Origin of the sequence: Bradyrhizobium sp. BRP22 (assembly GCF_020194175.1) — a bacterium.
GTDB lineage: Bacteria > Pseudomonadota > Alphaproteobacteria > Rhizobiales > Xanthobacteraceae > Bradyrhizobium.
In genome coordinates, this window is record NZ_JADYVX010000051.1 from 1 (window position 1) to 15,071 (window position 15,071).

17 protein-coding genes are annotated in these 15,071 nt (G+C 63.4%); 9 read left to right on the forward strand and 8 right to left on the reverse strand.

What is annotated here, in order from left to right; translation table 11 throughout:
• Positions 1 to 150: 150 nt before the first annotated feature.
• Positions 151 to 528 (reverse strand): response regulator, encoded by a 378-nt coding sequence (locus I6F35_RS36375; RefSeq protein WP_225122443.1) that lies wholly within the window; start codon positions 526 to 528, stop codon positions 151 to 153.
• A 294-nt stretch (positions 529 to 822) separates the two neighbouring features.
• Here I6F35_RS36375 and I6F35_RS36380 point away from each other — a divergent pair, with 294 nt between their 5' ends.
• Positions 823 to 1,473, forward strand: a complete 651-nt coding sequence (locus I6F35_RS36380) for a protein-L-isoaspartate(D-aspartate) O-methyltransferase (protein WP_225122444.1) — start codon at positions 823 to 825, stop codon at positions 1,471 to 1,473.
• A gap of 111 nt (positions 1,474 to 1,584) precedes the next feature.
• Complete coding sequence (locus tag I6F35_RS36385; RefSeq protein WP_225122445.1) at positions 1,585 to 2,958, forward strand: LysM peptidoglycan-binding domain-containing M23 family metallopeptidase; 1,374 nt, start codon at positions 1,585 to 1,587, stop codon at positions 2,956 to 2,958.
• 191 nt (positions 2,959 to 3,149) lie between these two features.
• On the opposite strand, the gene I6F35_RS36390 is transcribed toward I6F35_RS36385, so the two are convergent.
• A complete protein-coding gene (locus I6F35_RS36390) occupies positions 3,150 to 4,121 on the reverse strand; it encodes an ATP-binding protein (protein ID WP_225122446.1) in 972 nt (323 codons plus the stop codon).
• Positions 4,122 to 4,304: 183 nt separating this feature from the next.
• Between I6F35_RS36390 and yajC the strand changes: the two genes are divergently transcribed.
• From yajC to I6F35_RS36415, 5 genes are read left to right on the forward strand one after another with little or no spacing between them, the layout of a single operon-like run.
• The gene (yajC, locus tag I6F35_RS36395) at positions 4,305 to 4,667 is read left to right on the forward strand and encodes a preprotein translocase subunit YajC (RefSeq protein ID WP_027579071.1); all 363 of its coding nucleotides are present in this window, start codon (positions 4,305 to 4,307) and stop codon (positions 4,665 to 4,667) included.
• 38 nt (positions 4,668 to 4,705) lie between these two features.
• Complete coding sequence (gene secD, locus I6F35_RS36400) at positions 4,706 to 6,310, forward strand: protein translocase subunit SecD (protein WP_225122447.1); 1,605 nt, start codon at positions 4,706 to 4,708, stop codon at positions 6,308 to 6,310.
• Positions 6,311 to 6,320: 10 nt separating this feature from the next.
• Positions 6,321 to 7,346 (forward strand): protein translocase subunit SecF, encoded by a 1,026-nt coding sequence (gene secF / locus I6F35_RS36405; RefSeq protein ID WP_225122448.1) that lies wholly within the window; start codon positions 6,321 to 6,323, stop codon positions 7,344 to 7,346.
• 6 nt (positions 7,347 to 7,352) lie between these two features.
• Positions 7,353 to 7,736, forward strand: a complete 384-nt coding sequence (locus I6F35_RS36410) for an MTH938/NDUFAF3 family protein (protein WP_225122449.1) — start codon at positions 7,353 to 7,355, stop codon at positions 7,734 to 7,736.
• Positions 7,733 to 8,593 (forward strand): phytoene/squalene synthase family protein, encoded by an 861-nt coding sequence (locus tag I6F35_RS36415; RefSeq protein WP_225122450.1) that lies wholly within the window; start codon positions 7,733 to 7,735, stop codon positions 8,591 to 8,593. The genes I6F35_RS36410 and I6F35_RS36415 overlap by 4 nt, the downstream gene beginning before the upstream one ends.
• Before the next feature lie 7 nt (positions 8,594 to 8,600).
• On the opposite strand, the gene I6F35_RS36420 is transcribed toward I6F35_RS36415, so the two are convergent.
• The 4 genes from I6F35_RS36420 to I6F35_RS36435 form a co-directional block, all read right to left on the reverse strand.
• On the reverse strand, positions 8,601 to 8,876 hold the full coding sequence (locus tag I6F35_RS36420) for a DUF1488 family protein (protein WP_225122451.1): 276 nt from the start codon (positions 8,874 to 8,876) through the stop codon (positions 8,601 to 8,603).
• A gap of 70 nt (positions 8,877 to 8,946) precedes the next feature.
• Positions 8,947 to 10,050, reverse strand: coding sequence for a serine/threonine protein kinase (locus I6F35_RS36425; protein WP_225122452.1), 1,104 nt, complete (start codon positions 10,048 to 10,050; stop codon positions 8,947 to 8,949).
• A gap of 3 nt (positions 10,051 to 10,053) precedes the next feature.
• Positions 10,054 to 11,487 carry a methylenetetrahydrofolate--tRNA-(uracil(54)-C(5))-methyltransferase (FADH(2)-oxidizing) TrmFO gene (trmFO, locus tag I6F35_RS36430; protein WP_225122453.1) on the reverse strand — a complete coding sequence of 478 codons (1,434 nt, stop codon included), beginning with the start codon at positions 11,485 to 11,487 and terminating at the stop codon, positions 10,054 to 10,056.
• A 126-nt stretch (positions 11,488 to 11,613) separates the two neighbouring features.
• Entirely contained in the window at positions 11,614 to 11,766 is a 153-nt protein-coding gene (locus I6F35_RS36435; protein ID WP_080663824.1) for a DUF1127 domain-containing protein, read from the reverse strand.
• A 345-nt stretch (positions 11,767 to 12,111) separates the two neighbouring features.
• Here I6F35_RS36435 and I6F35_RS36440 point away from each other — a divergent pair, with 345 nt between their 5' ends.
• Together I6F35_RS36440 and I6F35_RS36445 are read left to right on the forward strand one after the other, a co-directional pair.
• Positions 12,112 to 12,477 carry a hypothetical protein gene (locus tag I6F35_RS36440; RefSeq protein ID WP_225122454.1) on the forward strand — a complete coding sequence of 122 codons (366 nt, stop codon included), beginning with the start codon at positions 12,112 to 12,114 and terminating at the stop codon, positions 12,475 to 12,477.
• 63 nt (positions 12,478 to 12,540) lie between these two features.
• Positions 12,541 to 12,804 (forward strand): hypothetical protein, encoded by a 264-nt coding sequence (locus I6F35_RS36445; protein WP_225122455.1) that lies wholly within the window; start codon positions 12,541 to 12,543, stop codon positions 12,802 to 12,804.
• A 131-nt stretch (positions 12,805 to 12,935) separates the two neighbouring features.
• On the opposite strand, the gene I6F35_RS36450 is transcribed toward I6F35_RS36445, so the two are convergent.
• A complete protein-coding gene (locus tag I6F35_RS36450; RefSeq protein ID WP_225122487.1) occupies positions 12,936 to 13,748 on the reverse strand; it encodes a lytic murein transglycosylase in 813 nt (270 codons plus the stop codon).
• Between the two features lie 216 nt (positions 13,749 to 13,964).
• Positions 13,965 to 14,873 carry a DUF2189 domain-containing protein gene (locus tag I6F35_RS36455; RefSeq protein WP_225122456.1) on the reverse strand — a complete coding sequence of 303 codons (909 nt, stop codon included), beginning with the start codon at positions 14,871 to 14,873 and terminating at the stop codon, positions 13,965 to 13,967.
• Positions 14,874 to 15,071 lie beyond the last annotated feature (198 nt).

Here is a 15,071-nt window from a genome sequence, read left to right on the forward strand (position 1 = left end):
ACATTGCGTCAGCGGCCATAGCCGGCTTCCACACCCTGATCTTCTGCCCAAAAGCTAGGATCTGTCCGGAATTGAGCGCGCCAGCCTAGCCGGACGCTCAAAACTATTCTTGCCCAGTCTCGCAGCGCAATCCGGGCTACAGGAGGTGATCTAGACCGGTGCGCTCTTCAGCGTGCTGTCGATCAGTTGGGCAAGCGTTTCGAGCTGGAATGGCTTCTGCAGCGCGGGGCGATCGCGATATTCCTCCGGCAGGCCTGACGAGCCATAGCCGGTGGCGAAAATGAAAGGACGGTTGCGCGCGTTGATCAATTCGGCGACCGGCGTGATCACCTTGCCGTTGACGTTGACGTCGAGGATCGCGAGGTCGAACTCGGTCGATTGCGCGAGCTTGACCGCCTCCGAAATCTCGCCGGCCTCGGCCGCCACGCTGTGACCCAGTTCTTCCAGCATGTCGGCGACCATCATCCGGATCATGACCTCGTCTTCGACGAGAAACACAGAACAGCCCTCAGGCCGTGTGGCAGTCATGACGGAATCCTTGCCTGTCCCCACGCCACGTTCGCAAATATCTCCCGTAGGCGCAACGTAAACGTTCGCACTCATGCTCGCCTCACAGAGCTTCGATCGTGCGTCGTTGCCGATCATATGGGGTATATAAAAATGCTTGCTCGCCAACGCCGGGCCGTGCAGATGGTTCCTGTTAGGGAACGCGATCGTGAAGGAAAATTTTCCTTGGCGCGGGATTTCGAATTGGAGTGGCAGTAATCGGCTAGAATCGTGCGCGGCAACCGCGCCGCGGCAGCAAGCTTAACGAGACCAGCTATGGCCACCACATCTGAGCCACCCGAGAAGATGATGTTTCAGCTCACGCTGAGACGGCGCGGCGTCAGCGATCTCGCGGTGCTGCGCGCGATGGAGGAGGTGCCGCGCGAGCACTTCGTCGAGCCCCATGACCGCGAGCATGCATACCGCGACAGTGCGCTCGGCATCGCCTGCGGGCAGACCATCAGCCAGCCCTTCGTGGTCGCCTACATGACCGAACAGCTCCAGCTCAAGAGGGATCACCGGGTGCTCGAGATCGGCACCGGCTCCGGTTACCAGGCCGCGGTCCTCTCGCGGCTGTGCAAGCATGTGCTGACCATCGAGCGCTACCGGACATTGGCCGATACGGCCCGCGAGCGGCTGGAGAAACTCGGCTACTACAATATCGAAGTCATGCTCGGCGACGGCTTCGACGTGCCGGCCGGCGCCGGCAATTTCGACCGCATTATCGTCACCGCGGCGATGGAGCAGGTCCCGGAGAAGCTTCTGGAGCGGCTCGAGGTCGGCGGCATCCTGATCGCGCCGGTCGGCCCGCACCATGGTACCCAGACATTGGTCCGGGTGACCAGGACCGAGACCGGCTTCGAGCGCCGGGAATTGGTCGACGTCCGCTTCGTGCCGGCCCTGCCGGGGGTGGCGCGGGAACTGTAGAGTTTCCAGGATTGCTACCTCGCGCCAATACCTTATTCCGAAGGTTAAGGCGTTATTTACTCGGTACGTGTTTACTCAAAACAGTATTTTGTTGCGTACGAGTGAGTAACCATGTCCGCTGTCGTCGAGTTGCTTCGCTCGCGTCGTGTGCCGCAGATGGCGGTACTGGCGCTGATGTCGTTCGGTTTTGCCGGGTGCAGCGCCGACATGTCGTCGCGCTTCTCGCAGAACTCCTATTCCAGCAATCCCTTCGCCTTCGAGCCCCAGTCGACCGGCTCGGTGCCGCAGCAGCCGGTCGAGCGGCGTGAGCTGCCGCAATATGCGCGGCCGCAATCGCCCTATCCGCAGTCGCAGCCCTACCAGTCCCAGCCGTTGCCGCCGCCGGTTGCTGCGCCGCAATCCTATCCGGTCTCGAACTCGGGCGCGTCCGGGGGCGGGCGAGGCGTGGCTTCCTACGCGCCGCCGCAGCAGCCGCCGCGTCTGGAGACGACGGGCACCGTGCCGCAGTCGGTGGCGCGCGCGCCGGCCGCCCATGGCGGCACCACGATCATCGTCGGCACCAGCGACACGCTGGAGGTGCTGTCGAAGCGCTACAATATTTCGACCGCCGAGATCCTGCGCGCCAACGGCTACAAGGGGCCGCGGGCGCTATCGCCGGGCCAGCAGCTCATCATTCCACGCCCGGCTGCCGTCGCGGCCGCGCCGGTACCTGCGGTGGCGCCGCCGGCGAGCAAGCCGGTGACCGTTGCGGCCACGGGTGGTGTTCATTTCGTCAACAAGGGCGAGACGCTGCACAGCATTGCGCGCCAGCATCACGTCTCGCCGGCCGAGCTTGCGAAAGCCAACCGTCTCGACCAGTCCGCCAAGCTCAGCCTCGGCATGAAATTGACTGTCCCTGGCACCAAGACCGCCGCGGCTGCGCCCACAGCGCCGGCGCCTGCGGCACCCGCCGCTGCTCCAATCGCGCCGGCCGCTCCGGCACCGAAGGTGGTCGCGACTGCGCAGCCGCAGGCAGCCCGGCTGGTCCAGCCGGCGGCAAATGTCGAAGCGCCTGCTCCGGCGGCGGAACCGGTGGCGGTCAAGCCGAGCGAGACCACCAGCTCGCTGCCGACCTTCCGCTGGCCCGCCCGCGGCAAGGTAATCACCGGCTATGGCGCCAAGACCAACGGCAAGTCCAATGACGGCATCAACCTCGCGGTGCCGGAGGGCACGCCCGTGAAGGCCGCCGAGGATGGCGTGGTCGCCTATTCCGGCAACGAATTGAAAGGTTATGGCAATCTGATCCTGGTGCGGCACTCCAACGGCTACGTCACCGCTTATGCCCACGCGAGTGAGCTGTTGGTGAAGCGCGGCGATACGATCAAGCGCGGCCAGGTGATTGCCAAGTCGGGCCAGTCGGGAGAGGTGAGTTCGCCGCAGCTGCACTTCGAGATCCGCAAGGGATCATCGCCCGTCGATCCGCTGCAATTCCTCAACGGCGCGTGAGGCGCGAGCTGAGTTCGCGGGACTGCTCATGACAGAGACGCTGTCATCGCCCGGCTTGACCGGGCGATCCAGCATTCCAGAGACAGTGGTTGTTGAGTGGAGAGGCCGCGACGTACTGGATTCCCCGCCTTCGCGGGGAATGACAGTTTCGTAGCCCGGATGGAGCGAAGCGGAATCGGGGCTGCAGGTCGCTACTTCCCTGTCAGCTTCACGCCGAGCCGGCCGGCCAATTCCTGCGTGAACTGCCAGGCGACGCGGCCGGAGCGGGAGCCGCGGGTGGTCGACCATTCCAGCGCCTCGCGCTCCAATTCCTCCGCGTCGATCTTGATGCCGAAATGGTCGCAATAGCCTCTGACCATCGCGAGGTATTCGTCCTGGCTGCAGCGATGGAAGCCGAGCCAGAGGCCGAAGCGGTCGGACAATGAGACCTTCTCCTCGACCGCTTCGCCGGGATTGATCGCGGTCGAACGCTCGTTCTCGATCATCTCGCGCGCCAGCAAATGCCGCCGGTTCGATGTGGCATAGAGGATGACGTTCTCGGGCCGTCCCTCGATGCCGCCTTCCAACACCGCTTTCAGCGATTTGTAGGAGGCATCGTTGCCGTCGAAGGAGAGGTCGTCGCAGAACACGATGAAGCGGAAATCGGAGGCGCGCAGCACTTCCATCAGCGCAGGCAGGCTCTCGATATCCTCGCGATGGATTTCGATCAGCTTCAGCCGATCCGCAGGCTTGCGGTCGAGATTGATGCTGGCATGCGCGGCCTTCACCAGCGAGGATTTCCCCATGCCGCGCGCGCCCCACAGCAGCGCGTTGTTGGCGGGCAGGCCGTTGGCGAAGCGCTCGGTGTTTTCGATCAGGATGTCGCGCATCCGGTCGATCCCCTTGAGCAGGAAGATCTCGACGCGGCTGACGCGAGGCACTGGAGAGAGCCGTCCGTCCGGGTGCCAGACGAAAGCATCGGCGACGCCAAGCTGCTCGCCTGCATCGGCGTCCGGGGCAGCGGCGGAGAGGTGGCGCGCGATCGCTTCCAGCGCGTTTGCGATCCGCTCCGCGGTGGCGGCGTCGGGCTCGCTCGCCGGACCTTTTGTCGCGGTTTTGCGGGGGCCTGGGGAGGCCAGTTTCGGCATGGCGCGAGGCGCTGATTTTTTGGCTTTTTTCGACATTTGCGCAGTTCCTGACAGGGCAGCGTTTAACGGGCCTTGGCGGCTCCCGCAAGCGGCCTAAATGAGAGGCTGTTAACGTTGCAATTGGGCTGGCCGCCGCTATAGTCCGCGCGAATTTGCTCCGGACCGGGCTTGACGCGCCAGGCGTCGCCGGTCCTTTCCCGTCACACGAGGATTGTCCAAATGCTGATTACTCCTGCGTTTGCCCAGGCTGGCGCCGGTGGCGATGCCAACAGCATGTTGATGTCGCTGCTGCCGTTCGCGCTGATCTTCGTGATCATGTACTTTTTGATTCTGCGCCCGCAGCAGAAGAAGGTGCGCGACCATGCCGAGCTCGTCAAAAACATCCGCCGCGGTGACACCGTCGTGACCTCGGGCGGGCTCGTCGGCAAGGTGACCAAGGTGGTCGATGACGACCAGATCGAGTTCGAGATCTCCGATGGCGTCCGCGTGCGGCAAATGCGGCAGATGATTTCCGGCGTGCGCACCAAGGGCGAGCCGGCGAAGGAAAAGGCCGAGGCCAAGGACGAGACATCAGCGAGCTGATCGTCGCGCCGCATTTTCTGATCTGACAGGTCGAGTCGATGTTGTATTTCACGCGGTGGAAGGCGCTGGGAATCATTCTCACGGCGCTCGTGGTGTGCCTTTGCGCCGTGCCGAACTTCTTTCCGGAATCCCAGGTCAAGACCTGGCCGGCCTGGGCGCAGCGGCGCCTGGTGCTCGGCCTCGATCTGCAGGGCGGCTCCTATCTGCTGCTCGAGGTCGATTCCAACTATGTGAGGAAAGAGAAGCTCGATCAGATCCGCGACGATGTGCGGCGCGTGCTGCGTGACGCCAAGATCGGCTACACCGGCCTCAACGCGCGCAACGACGCGGTGGAGGTGCGGATCAGCCGCGACACTGATCTGCCGACCGCGCTTTCCAAGCTGCGCGAGCTGTCGCAGCCGCTCGGTGGTCTGCTCGGTTCCAGTGGTCAGCGCAGCCTCGAAGTCTCCGATGCCGGCGGCGGGCTGATCCGCCTGACGGTGCCGCAGGCCGCCATCACCGAGCGCATCCGCCAGACCATCGAGCAGTCGATCCAGATCGTCGAGCGCCGCGTCAACCAGCTCGGCACCGTCGAGCCCGTGATCCAGCGCCAGGGCACCGACCGCATCCTGGTGCAGGTGCCCGGTCTGCAGGATCCGACCCGCCTGAAGGAACTGCTCGGCAAGACCGCGAAGATGGAATTCCGCATGGTCGACACTTCGGTGCCGCCCGACCAGGCCCAGCAGGGCAGGGTTCCGCCGGATTCCGAAGTCCTGATGAGCGCGCAGACGCCGAAGATCCCGTACGTCATCAAGAAACAGGTGCTGGTCTCCGGCGGCGATTTGACCGACGCGCAGCCGGGGTTTGACCAGCGTACCGGCGAGCCGATCGTCAGTTTCCGCTTCAACACCTCGGGCGCGCGGAAATTCGCCCAGGCGACGACGGAGAATGTCGGCCAGCCCTTTGCCATCGTGCTCGACAATGAGGTGATCTCCGCGCCCGTGATCCGTGAACCGATCACCGGCGGTTCGGGCCAGATCTCGGGCAGCTTCACGGTTCAGTCCGCCAACGATCTTGCGATCCTGCTGCGCGCCGGTGCGCTGCCGGCGCCGCTGACCGTGATCGAGGAACGTACCGTCGGTCCCGGCCTCGGCCAGGATTCGATCGAGAAGGGCGAGCTGGCGGCCTATGTCGGCTCGATCCTGGTCATCGTCTTCATGCTGATCACCTATCGGCTGTTCGGCGTGTTCGCCAATATCGCGGTGGCCATCAACGTCGCGATGATCTTTGGCCTGTTGTCGCTCTTGAACGCCACGCTGACGCTGCCCGGCATCGCCGGCATCGTGCTCACCGTCGGCATCGCGGTGGACTCCAACGTGCTGATCTATGAGCGTATCCGCGAGGAACTGCGGGGCGGGCGCAACGCAATCTCGGCGATCGATGCCGGCTTCAAGCGCGCGCTCGCGACCATCCTCGATTCCAACATCACCACCTTCATCGCTGCCGCGGTGCTGTTCTACATCGGCACCGGCCCGGTGCGCGGCTTTGCCGTCACGCTCGGGATCGGCATCATCACCACGGTCTTCACCGCGTTTACGCTCACGCGGCTGATCGTCGCCTGGTGGGTGCGGTGGAAGCGGCCGCAAAAGACCGTGCCGATCTGAGAGGCCTATTGTGACTCATTACCTTCTCATCGGCCTTGGCATCCTGATCGCCGTGCTGACCGTCGTCAGCGCGCTCGACCTCCTGCCGCCGCTGCGCATCGTCCCTGATGACACCCATTTCGACTTCACGCGCTTCCGCCGCATCAGCTTCCCGATCTCGGCGGTGCTCTCGATCATCGCGATCACGCTGTTCTTCACCCACGGCCTGAATTTCGGCATCGACTTCCGCGGCGGCACGCTGCTGGAGGTGCAGGCCAAGTCCGGCACCGCCGATATCGCCGCGATGCGCGCCACGCTCAGCAACCTGAACCTTGGCGAGGTCCAGTTGCAGCAGTTCGGCGGTCCGGCCGATGTCTTGATCCGCGTCGCCGAACAGCCCGGCGGCGACAGCGCCCAGCAGGAGGCCGTGCAGAAGGTCCGCGGCGCGCTCGGCGATTCCGTCGATTATCGCCGTGTCGAGGTGGTGGGACCACGTGTCTCCGGCGAACTCCTGGCCTACGGCATGCTCGGCCTGATGCTCGCGATTGTCGGCATCCTGATCTATCTCTGGTTCCGCTTCGAATGGCAGTTCGCGCTCGGCGCCATGATCGCCAACGTCCACGATATCGTGCTGACGATCGGCTTCATGTCGATCAGCCAGGTCGATTTCGACCTCACCAGCATCGCGGCGCTGCTGACGATTCTCGGCTACTCGCTCAACGACACGGTCGTGATCTATGACCGCATCCGCGAGATGCTGCGGCGCTACAAGAAGATGCCGATGCCGCAGCTCCTCAACGAGTCGATCAATTCGACGCTGTCGCGTTCGATCATCACTCACGTCACCGTGACGCTGGCGCTATTGGCGCTGCTCTTGTTCGGCGGCCATGCCATTCACAGCTTCACCGCCGTGATGATGTTCGGCGTGGTGCTGGTCGGCACCTACACCTCGATCTTCATCGCGGCCCCGATCCTGATCTATCTGGGCGTGGGAACCACGCGGGGTGATGCGCCGGATACTCCGGCCAAGAAGCCGGAAGCAGCAATAAAGAAGTAGCGAACCATGGCTCAATCCTCGGACGTTCCACATCTTCCGAGGTCGGCGCCGATCGATGCCTATGGCAAGGGCGGTTTTGCCTTTGCCGACATGTCACATCGCGGCTCGCTGCTCTGTCTGCCTGATGGCATCTGGGCCTGGCCGGTGACGGAGCCGCGCCAGATCGACCGATACTCGCTCGAGCGTGTCTTCGCGAAGGCCAACATCATCGACACGCTGATCGTCGGCACCGGCACGGAAGTATGGATCGCGCCCAAGGCGCTGCGCGAGGCGTTGCGCGCGGTGCATGTGGTGCTGGATACGATGCAGACGGGACCTGCGATCCGCACCTACAACATCATGATGGGCGAGCGTCGGCGGGTGGCGGCGGCGTTGATTGCTGTGCCATGACCGATCCCGGCGGCACCGACGCCGCAGCGTTCTGCGCCGATCTGGTGCGCACCCATGATTTCGCGCGCTATGCCTCCGCGTTGTTCGTGCCGGCGCCCGCGCGGCGCGCGCTGCTCGCGATCTACGCTTTCAATGTCGAAATCTCCCGGGTTCATGAGCTGGTCAGCCAGCCCTTGCCTGGCGAGATACGCCTGCAATGGTGGACCGACATGCTCGCAGGCAGCGGCCATGGCAGTGTCGAAGGCAACCCGGTCGCGGCAGAGCTGTTGCTCGCGATCAGGAATTTCCGGCTGCCTATCGAGCCGATGTCGCGGCTGGTCGAGGAGCACCAGTTCGACCTCTATAACGATCCGATGCCGTCGATGGCGGCGCTGGAGGGCTATCTCGACGCGACCGCCTCGGCGCTGTTTGCGCTCGCGGCGCGCGTGATGGCCCCGCCGTCGGAGGAGATCGCTCATCTCGCGCGGCACGCCGGGCTCGCGCAAGGTGTCGCGCAAGTGATAACAGCGCTGCCGCGCGATGCGTCGCGTCGACAATTGTTCCTGCCGCTGCAGTTCCTTGAGCAGCAGGGCGGCGAGCTCGAAGACGTGTTCTCCGGCAAGCAGACGCCGCAGCTACGTGCTGCGATCGGCCAACTCATCGGCGAGGCGAGGGACCATCTGAAGACCGCGCGCTCGCTGCTGCCAACGGTTCCGCCGGCGGCACGGCCGGTCTTCCTGCCATTGGCGCTGGCCGAGCGCGAGCTGACGCGCATGTCGCAAGCCGGCTACGACCCCTTTGCTCCGCAGGTCGCGTCACGGCTGCGGGCGCTGTGGACCACGTGGCGGGCGTCGCGGCGAGGAGAGTTCGGCGGCTGACAGCGCGCTACTTCTGCACGTGCTTGGTAAATATCCTGATGGTGCGGCCCTTCACGACCGGGCCGCCGTCGAACAGGTCGGACGCGATCTTCTCGATTTCGTCGCGCAGGGACACGAATTGGCTCTGCCGTGCGATGCTTGGCGTGCCACGCGTCCCTGCAAGCTCGTCCATCGCGGCGTCGCTGATCTGACACTCCACGGTCTCGCCATCGTTCAGCATCGTGAACGTGAACGCGAGCCGTTCGGAATCATGTCCGCCAATCTTGCCACGCGCCAGCGGCATCAAAGCACTCCCCTCGGCGTCGATTCCGAAGTTGGTTCGCAACCATGGCTTTGTCGAGGTGACGAGATGATCAGCGCGCCAATCGGTCCATTTCGGCGACCTCGAAATTGAACCGGTCGCGAAGATTCTTGCGCTGTTCAAGGATGTCCTTGAGGAAGGCGCGATCGGCCTCGTTCTGCATCATCGGCTCGATCAGGTCGATCTGGTTCATCGCCACGAGCTGCAATATCTCCGTGCGCGGCTTGCCTGCGGCATCGCGCGGCAGCGCATGGACGACCTGGATATGCTCGGGCGGCCGGACGCCCTTCGCGGAGGCAAGCGTGCTCCGCAGCTTCTGCTCCAGCGCGACCTCGTCGGCTTCGACGAAGGCATAGAGCCCGACGCCGACGCGGCGATCGGCAAATGCAACGATCGCGGTGTCGCGGACCTCCGGATTCTTCCGGATCAGATCGACCAGGACCGGCGCGTCATTGACCAGCCTACGGCCGCCGCCCTCGCGATCGGTGAAATTGAAAAGACCGCGGGTAATCGCCTGGTAAATCTTCTTGCCGGTCTTGAGCCAGACGCTGGCAACGACTGACTTCCGTGCGAGGATCTTGCGTTCCTTCGCGGTCAGCGCATCGGGCGCATAGCTGCGCTTGTGCTTCAGGAGGTGCCGCAAATCCTCATAGGCAGCGATGCGGAACAGGCGGCTGCGGCGCTTGAAGCAGGCGGCGAGCTGGAAATCGGTGAGATAGGCGCGGCCGTCGCGGCCGACCAGCCAGTTCTGCTCCTTGGCGAGATCGTTGTGGCAGATGCCGGCGCGATGCAGCTTGCGCAGCGCGTCCTTGGCCGAGCGGAAATAGGCGACATCGCCATGCGGCTTGGCCAGGTGCAGCGCCACGCCGTCGATGAAGCCGCGCACCAGGGCGCGTTCTCCGGCCCATAGCAGCTTTGGGCCGACGTCGAGATCGCGTGCCAGCGACAGCGCGCGGCGCTCGCGGGAAAACAGGTGCAGCGCCAGTGGAAACGACCAGAACGGCACATGGTCCAGCCGGCGCAATACCGCGTCGGTCTCGCCGGTCTCGCTGCGAAAGCGCCCGCGCTCCACGGTCGAGAACACGTCCCGCTTGAGCAGGACACCTTCGCGCCATCGCGCCGACAGGGTGGCGGCGTCGTCTTTCGGCAAGCTCATGAGTCAGGCCGCCGCTGCAACGCGCAAGTGGTCCGATATCCAGCGGTCGAGATCGGCAAGCGCGCGCGCGGACATCGCCTGCTTCTTCGCCACCGTCTTCTCGTTGCCGCGGAGCCGCGTGCCGTCGGGCTTCTTCGTTGGCGGGCTGGCCAGCGGCGGGAACAGGCCGAAATTGATGTTCATCGGCTGGAACGAGCGCGGACCCGTGTCGATCGTCTCGATATGGCCGCCGGTGATGTGCCCGAGCAGCGCACCGAGCGCCGTGGTTGCGGGCGGTGGAGTCAGCGACTGTCCGCGCGCGTCTGCTGCGGCATAGAGGCCGGTGAGCAGGCCGATGCTGGCGGATTCCACATAGCCTTCGCAGCCGGTCATTTGTCCGGCGAAGCGCAATCGCGGCTCCGCGCGCAACCGTAGCTGTGAATCCAGCAGCTTGGGCGAGTTGAGGAAAGTGTTGCGGTGCAGCCCGCCGAGCCGGGCGAATTCGGCGTGTTCGAGGCCCGGAATCGTCCGGAACACGCGTTGCTGCGCGCCGTGCTTCAGCTTGGTCTGGAAGCCGACCATGTTGTAGAGCGTACCGAGCTTGTTGTCCTGGCGAAGCTGGACGATCGCGTAGGGTTTGGTCGCGGGATCGTTTGGATTGGTGAGGCCGACCGGCTTCATCGGCCCGTGCCGCAGCGTCTCGCGGCCGCGTTCCGCCATCACCTCGACGGGGAGGCAGCCGTCGAAATAGGGCGTGTTGGTCTCCCAATCCTTGAAGTCCACCTTCTCGCCGGCCAGCAGCGCATCGACGAAGGCGTCATACCGCTCCTTCGTCATCGGGCAATTGATGTAGTCGGCACCGGTGCCGCCCGGCCCGACCTTGTCGTAGCGCGACTGGAACCATGCCACGCTCATATCGATGGAGTCCTTGTGCACGATAGGTGCGATCGCATCGAAGAACGCCAGTGCGCTTTCGTCCGTGAGCTCACGGATGGCGTCCGCCAGCGGCGCCGAGGTGAGGGGGCCGGTCGCGACGATCACGTTGAGCCACTCGGCGGGCGGGAGGCCAGCGATCTCCTGGCGGCGAATCTCGATCAGCGGGTGCTCGTTGAGCGCCTTGGTGACGGCAGCGGAAAACCCCTCGCGATCGACCGCGAGCGCCCCGCCAGCGGGCACCTGGTTGGCGTCGGCGGCGCGCATGATCAGTGAGCCGAGCCGGCGCATTTCGGCATGCAGCAGGCCGACTGCGTTGTTGGCCGCGTCATCGGAGCGGAAGGAATTGGAGCAGACGAGCTCGGCAAGGCCGTCGGTGCGATGGGCCTCGGTCATCCGCTGCGGGCGCATCTCGTGCAGCACCACGCGTCCGCCGGCGCTCGCCACCTGCCAGGCGGCTTCAGAACCGGCAAGGCCTGCGCCGATGATATGGACGGGATCTGGAGAAGGCGTGTTCGCAGTCATCGCGCAGGGTTAGCGCGTTTTTTCCGCGAGCGCATCTGAAACCGGGCAGAGAAACTGGGGAGTAAACACGAGAACGCCCGCGAAAGCAGCGGGCGTTATCCGTTCATCGATGGGCTTGACGAACGATCAGCCGTTGTAGTGCCCAGAGGCCACGCGCGGAATGTCAGAGCGATCGAGGCCGATGTCCGCCAGCTCGCGATCGCTAAGCTGCGACAGCTCGGCAACATTACGCTGATAATCGCGGAAGGCCCGGATCATGCGGATGAGCGAGAGTAACATGGTAGTCTCCTAGAAATTACGATTCAGCTCTTATGCGAAGCATCATCGTCGATGAAATGAACATAGGTTGAGTTGATGCGGTGCGGTAGTTGCTATGTTGCGGTGCAGCTAGGTGGAAAATGCATGACGCGAGTAAGGTCTGATTAATTCTTCAGTGGAGCTAGGCTTGGAGCTGCAGCCGCGCCGGCGAACGCAGCCATTGGGATCAGAAAGCTCCGTAGAATCACTGGCTTGCCTTAAGTATGGCGCCCCGTTACATGCGTCACATGTGGCCGCTGACCAGCCGAAAAGCAAATCTCGGGTTTTGGATCGCCGGCGGCGTCATCTCGGCGCGACTCGCTTTCCATGCATGATTCGCATGCATCCTATAGAAATGAAAACAAAATCATTTCTTTTGCGCTGTTTCTTAGAAGAACATTCCTCGCGGTTCGGCAGTTGGATCCGGACGCCCCAAGCCTGCGGCTGGTCTTGGTATCGTCCGGCCGGACCGTTGCCACCGCGCTGATGCGGATCCCGCAATTCCATGCGCTCCGGGTGCCGTTCCACCGCCGGCTCCGCAACCAGCGGCAACGATCCGTCGCGTGGATTGCCTTTCCTTACCGGGATGTAATGAAAATTCGATGCAACGCATGCGTGCTTTGCCCGCAGCGTCGATCACATCTCTATCGCGCGGAATTCATTCTGAACTTTTCGATGATGGGCGAACAATGATTTCACGGATTCCGGCAATGACGCCGGCTTCCGTTCAAATAATTCGGAAACTGGGGAAATACCATGCGCAACAAACTGATTGCAGCGACTGCAATGACGATTATCGCTTACGCCGCCGTTCCGGTCCACGCCGCCAAGGTAAGCGCCGGCTGCAGCGGCGACAATCTCGCCAAGACCGAATCCATGATTGAGAACATGGCGGACGGTCCAGGCAAATTCGTGGCGCAAAAGGAGATTGCGCAAGCCCAGGACGCTCTGCTCGGTGGCAAGATGGGCGTCTGCGCGATGCATCTGAGCAAGGCCGCGCACGCCGGCGACGCGAGGTAAGCAAGCAAGACTTCGCAAAGGCGCCGATCGTTTCGCAGCGATCGGCTCCTTAAAGCCGGAGAGGCTCTGGATTTTTTGACGCGTTTTCTGGACGCGAGCCGGTGTCCGCTTTGCGCGAAAACCCGCTAGATTTAGGGCACGCGGGTGAGCTGGGTGGCAAAATAGCCGACGGTCCGCGCATAGACCTCGCTCTTGTTCCATTGCTGGATCACAGCGAAGTTTGGGCTGCCCGGCTCCCAATTCTTGCCGCGTTGCCAGCCATGATTGGCGAAGAAATTCGCTGTAGAGGCCAGCACATCGGGCGCACTGTGCAGGAGATCGCGGCGGCCGTTGCCATCGAAATCGACTGCGAATTTGATGTAGTTCGACGGCATGAACTGGGTCTGGCCGATTTCGCCGGCCCAGGCACCACGCAGTTCCTGCGGGGCGATATCGCCGCGCTCAATGATACGGAGCGCATCCAGAAGCTCGGCCCTGAACATGTCGGCGCGACGGCAATCATAGGCGAGCGTCGCCAGCGATCGTATGGTTTGGAATTTGCCGGTATTGACGCCGAAATCGGTCTCGAGTCCCCAGATCGCTACCAGTACTTCCCCCGGGACGCCATACGCCTCCTCGATACGGGAGAGCACCGAGCCATACTGCTTCATCATGTTGGCGCCGCGGGTGAGGCGCGGCGGCACCATGCGTCCGGAGAATTCCTCGAACGTCTGGCTGAATACCTTCTGCGACTGGTCGCGCGTGAGCACGTTCTTGTCGGGCGTGACACCATTCAGCCCGGCCTGAATGGCGGATGACGAGATCCCTTTGGCTGCAGCTTCCTTCTTGAAGTCGTCCAGCCAACTGTCAAACGAGCCGCTGCCGCAGGGCGCGGCGAACGAAGGCGTGGTCAATGTCAGGAGCAGGGCTCCAAGTGCAGTCCGCACGGAAAAGCGAAAGCCCATGAAATCGTTCACTCCATGTCGACGTATCATCATCGACATTAGCCTCGAAACGCTACCAAAATGTTCGCGGCAACAGCGGCCAAAACAAGGCTTGTCGACACTCCCCAAGCGAGTCAATCGACATGCCAAGGCTGCGTCACGTGCGGGAGCCCGAACCGTACGAGTCCCCGATCTGGGGCTGGCACACCAGGCCGGGGGGATCGATTTGCCGAAGCTTTACGCCCTGTTCTTCCGCCGCCACGGGAACAGGTTGGCAGGGAAGTCGGCAGCAGGCTTGCGCTCGCGCGGGCGCGGTATGAGCGGTCGCACATTGGGGTCGGGAACGATGACCTGCCGGTAGAGGTGCCAGGTGGCATGGCCGAGCAGGGGAATAACGATGGCGAGGCCGAGGAAGAACGGCAGCGTTCCCAGCACCAGCAATGCCGTGACGATCAGGCCCCAGACGGCCATCGGTACCGGATTACGTGCGACCGCGCGAAGCGAGGTGACCATGGCTTCACCGGTCGTGGCATGGCGGTCGAGCATCATCGGGAACGAGACCACGCTGATGCAAAGTGCGAGCAGGGCGAAGAGGAAGCCAACGCCGCAGCCGACCAGGATCAGCCACCAGCCCTGCGCTGTCGTCAGCACCTGCGTTAGAAAATCGGGGATTCCCGCCGCCGTCGCATAACCCAACGCCGCGACGTAGATGGCTTGCGCGGTGGTGATCCAGGTCACGAACAGCGCGAACAGCAGCGTTCCTAGTCCAAGCATGGCACCGAATGACGGCGAGCGGACGATCCCGATTGCGTCCCACGCGGAAGGCTCCTCACCATTCTCGCGGCGGCGGCTGAGTTCATAGAGACCGATCGCCGCAAATGGGCCGAGCAGGGCGAAGCCCGCGGCCAACGGGAACAACAACGGCAACACTGAATAGCCTTGCACGACGCGGGCAAGCACCAGACCCAAGACAGGATAGATCACGCAGAGGATGATGGCGTGGCTTGGTACGGTCTTGAAATCCTCCCAGCCGAGTTGCAGCGCGCGGTGCAGATTGCCGAGATCGATGGTGCGAATCTCGGGCGCAGCCGCGGCTTCCTGTCCGCTCTGCGTCAGAGATGTGACATTGTCGTGATAGGTGGCCATGGTCGTTGTCTCCCTCCGGCGCGGCCGCATTTCTGTGCCCGCCAGCGAAGGGCACAACGTGCCGTCTGCTAAGCGATCACGAACAGGCCAGACGCGAAGACACTCACCGGCCATGTCGCGAACTGAACCGTGAGCGTACTCCCAAACCGCTACAGACGCACTCACGCTTCGGTGAATGTTGCATTGGCAAGCCTGGTT

Bases quoted from the DNA above. Each gene is read 5' to 3' on its own strand.
- I6F35_RS36420 (WP_225122451.1), bottom strand. From the start codon at position 8,876: ATGCCGCTGGCGCGTGGCAAGATTGGCGGACATGATTCCGAACGGCTC.
- trmFO (WP_225122453.1), bottom strand. From the start codon at position 11,487: ATGACTGCGAACACGCCTTCTCCAGATCCCGTCCATATCATCGGCGCA.
- I6F35_RS36435 (WP_080663824.1), bottom strand. From the start codon at position 11,766: ATGTTACTCTCGCTCATCCGCATGATCCGGGCCTTCCGCGATTATCAG.
- I6F35_RS36455 (WP_225122456.1), bottom strand. From the start codon at position 14,873: ATGGCCACCTATCACGACAATGTCACATCTCTGACGCAGAGCGGACAG.
- I6F35_RS36440 (WP_225122454.1), top strand. From the start codon at position 12,112: ATGCATGATTCGCATGCATCCTATAGAAATGAAAACAAAATCATTTCT.
- I6F35_RS36380 (WP_225122444.1), top strand. From the start codon at position 823: ATGGCCACCACATCTGAGCCACCCGAGAAGATGATGTTTCAGCTCACG.
- I6F35_RS36385 (WP_225122445.1), top strand. From the start codon at position 1,585: ATGTCCGCTGTCGTCGAGTTGCTTCGCTCGCGTCGTGTGCCGCAGATG.
- I6F35_RS36375 (WP_225122443.1), bottom strand. From the start codon at position 528: ATGACTGCCACACGGCCTGAGGGCTGTTCTGTGTTTCTCGTCGAAGAC.
- I6F35_RS36445 (WP_225122455.1), top strand. From the start codon at position 12,541: ATGCGCAACAAACTGATTGCAGCGACTGCAATGACGATTATCGCTTAC.
- I6F35_RS36415 (WP_225122450.1), top strand. From the start codon at position 7,733: ATGACCGATCCCGGCGGCACCGACGCCGCAGCGTTCTGCGCCGATCTG.
- I6F35_RS36390 (WP_225122446.1), bottom strand. From the start codon at position 4,121: ATGTCGAAAAAAGCCAAAAAATCAGCGCCTCGCGCCATGCCGAAACTG.
- yajC (WP_027579071.1), top strand. From the start codon at position 4,305: ATGCTGATTACTCCTGCGTTTGCCCAGGCTGGCGCCGGTGGCGATGCC.
- I6F35_RS36425 (WP_225122452.1), bottom strand. From the start codon at position 10,050: ATGAGCTTGCCGAAAGACGACGCCGCCACCCTGTCGGCGCGATGGCGC.
- I6F35_RS36410 (WP_225122449.1), top strand. From the start codon at position 7,353: ATGGCTCAATCCTCGGACGTTCCACATCTTCCGAGGTCGGCGCCGATC.
- secD (WP_225122447.1), top strand. From the start codon at position 4,706: ATGTTGTATTTCACGCGGTGGAAGGCGCTGGGAATCATTCTCACGGCG.
- I6F35_RS36450 (WP_225122487.1), bottom strand. From the start codon at position 13,748: ATGGGCTTTCGCTTTTCCGTGCGGACTGCACTTGGAGCCCTGCTCCTG.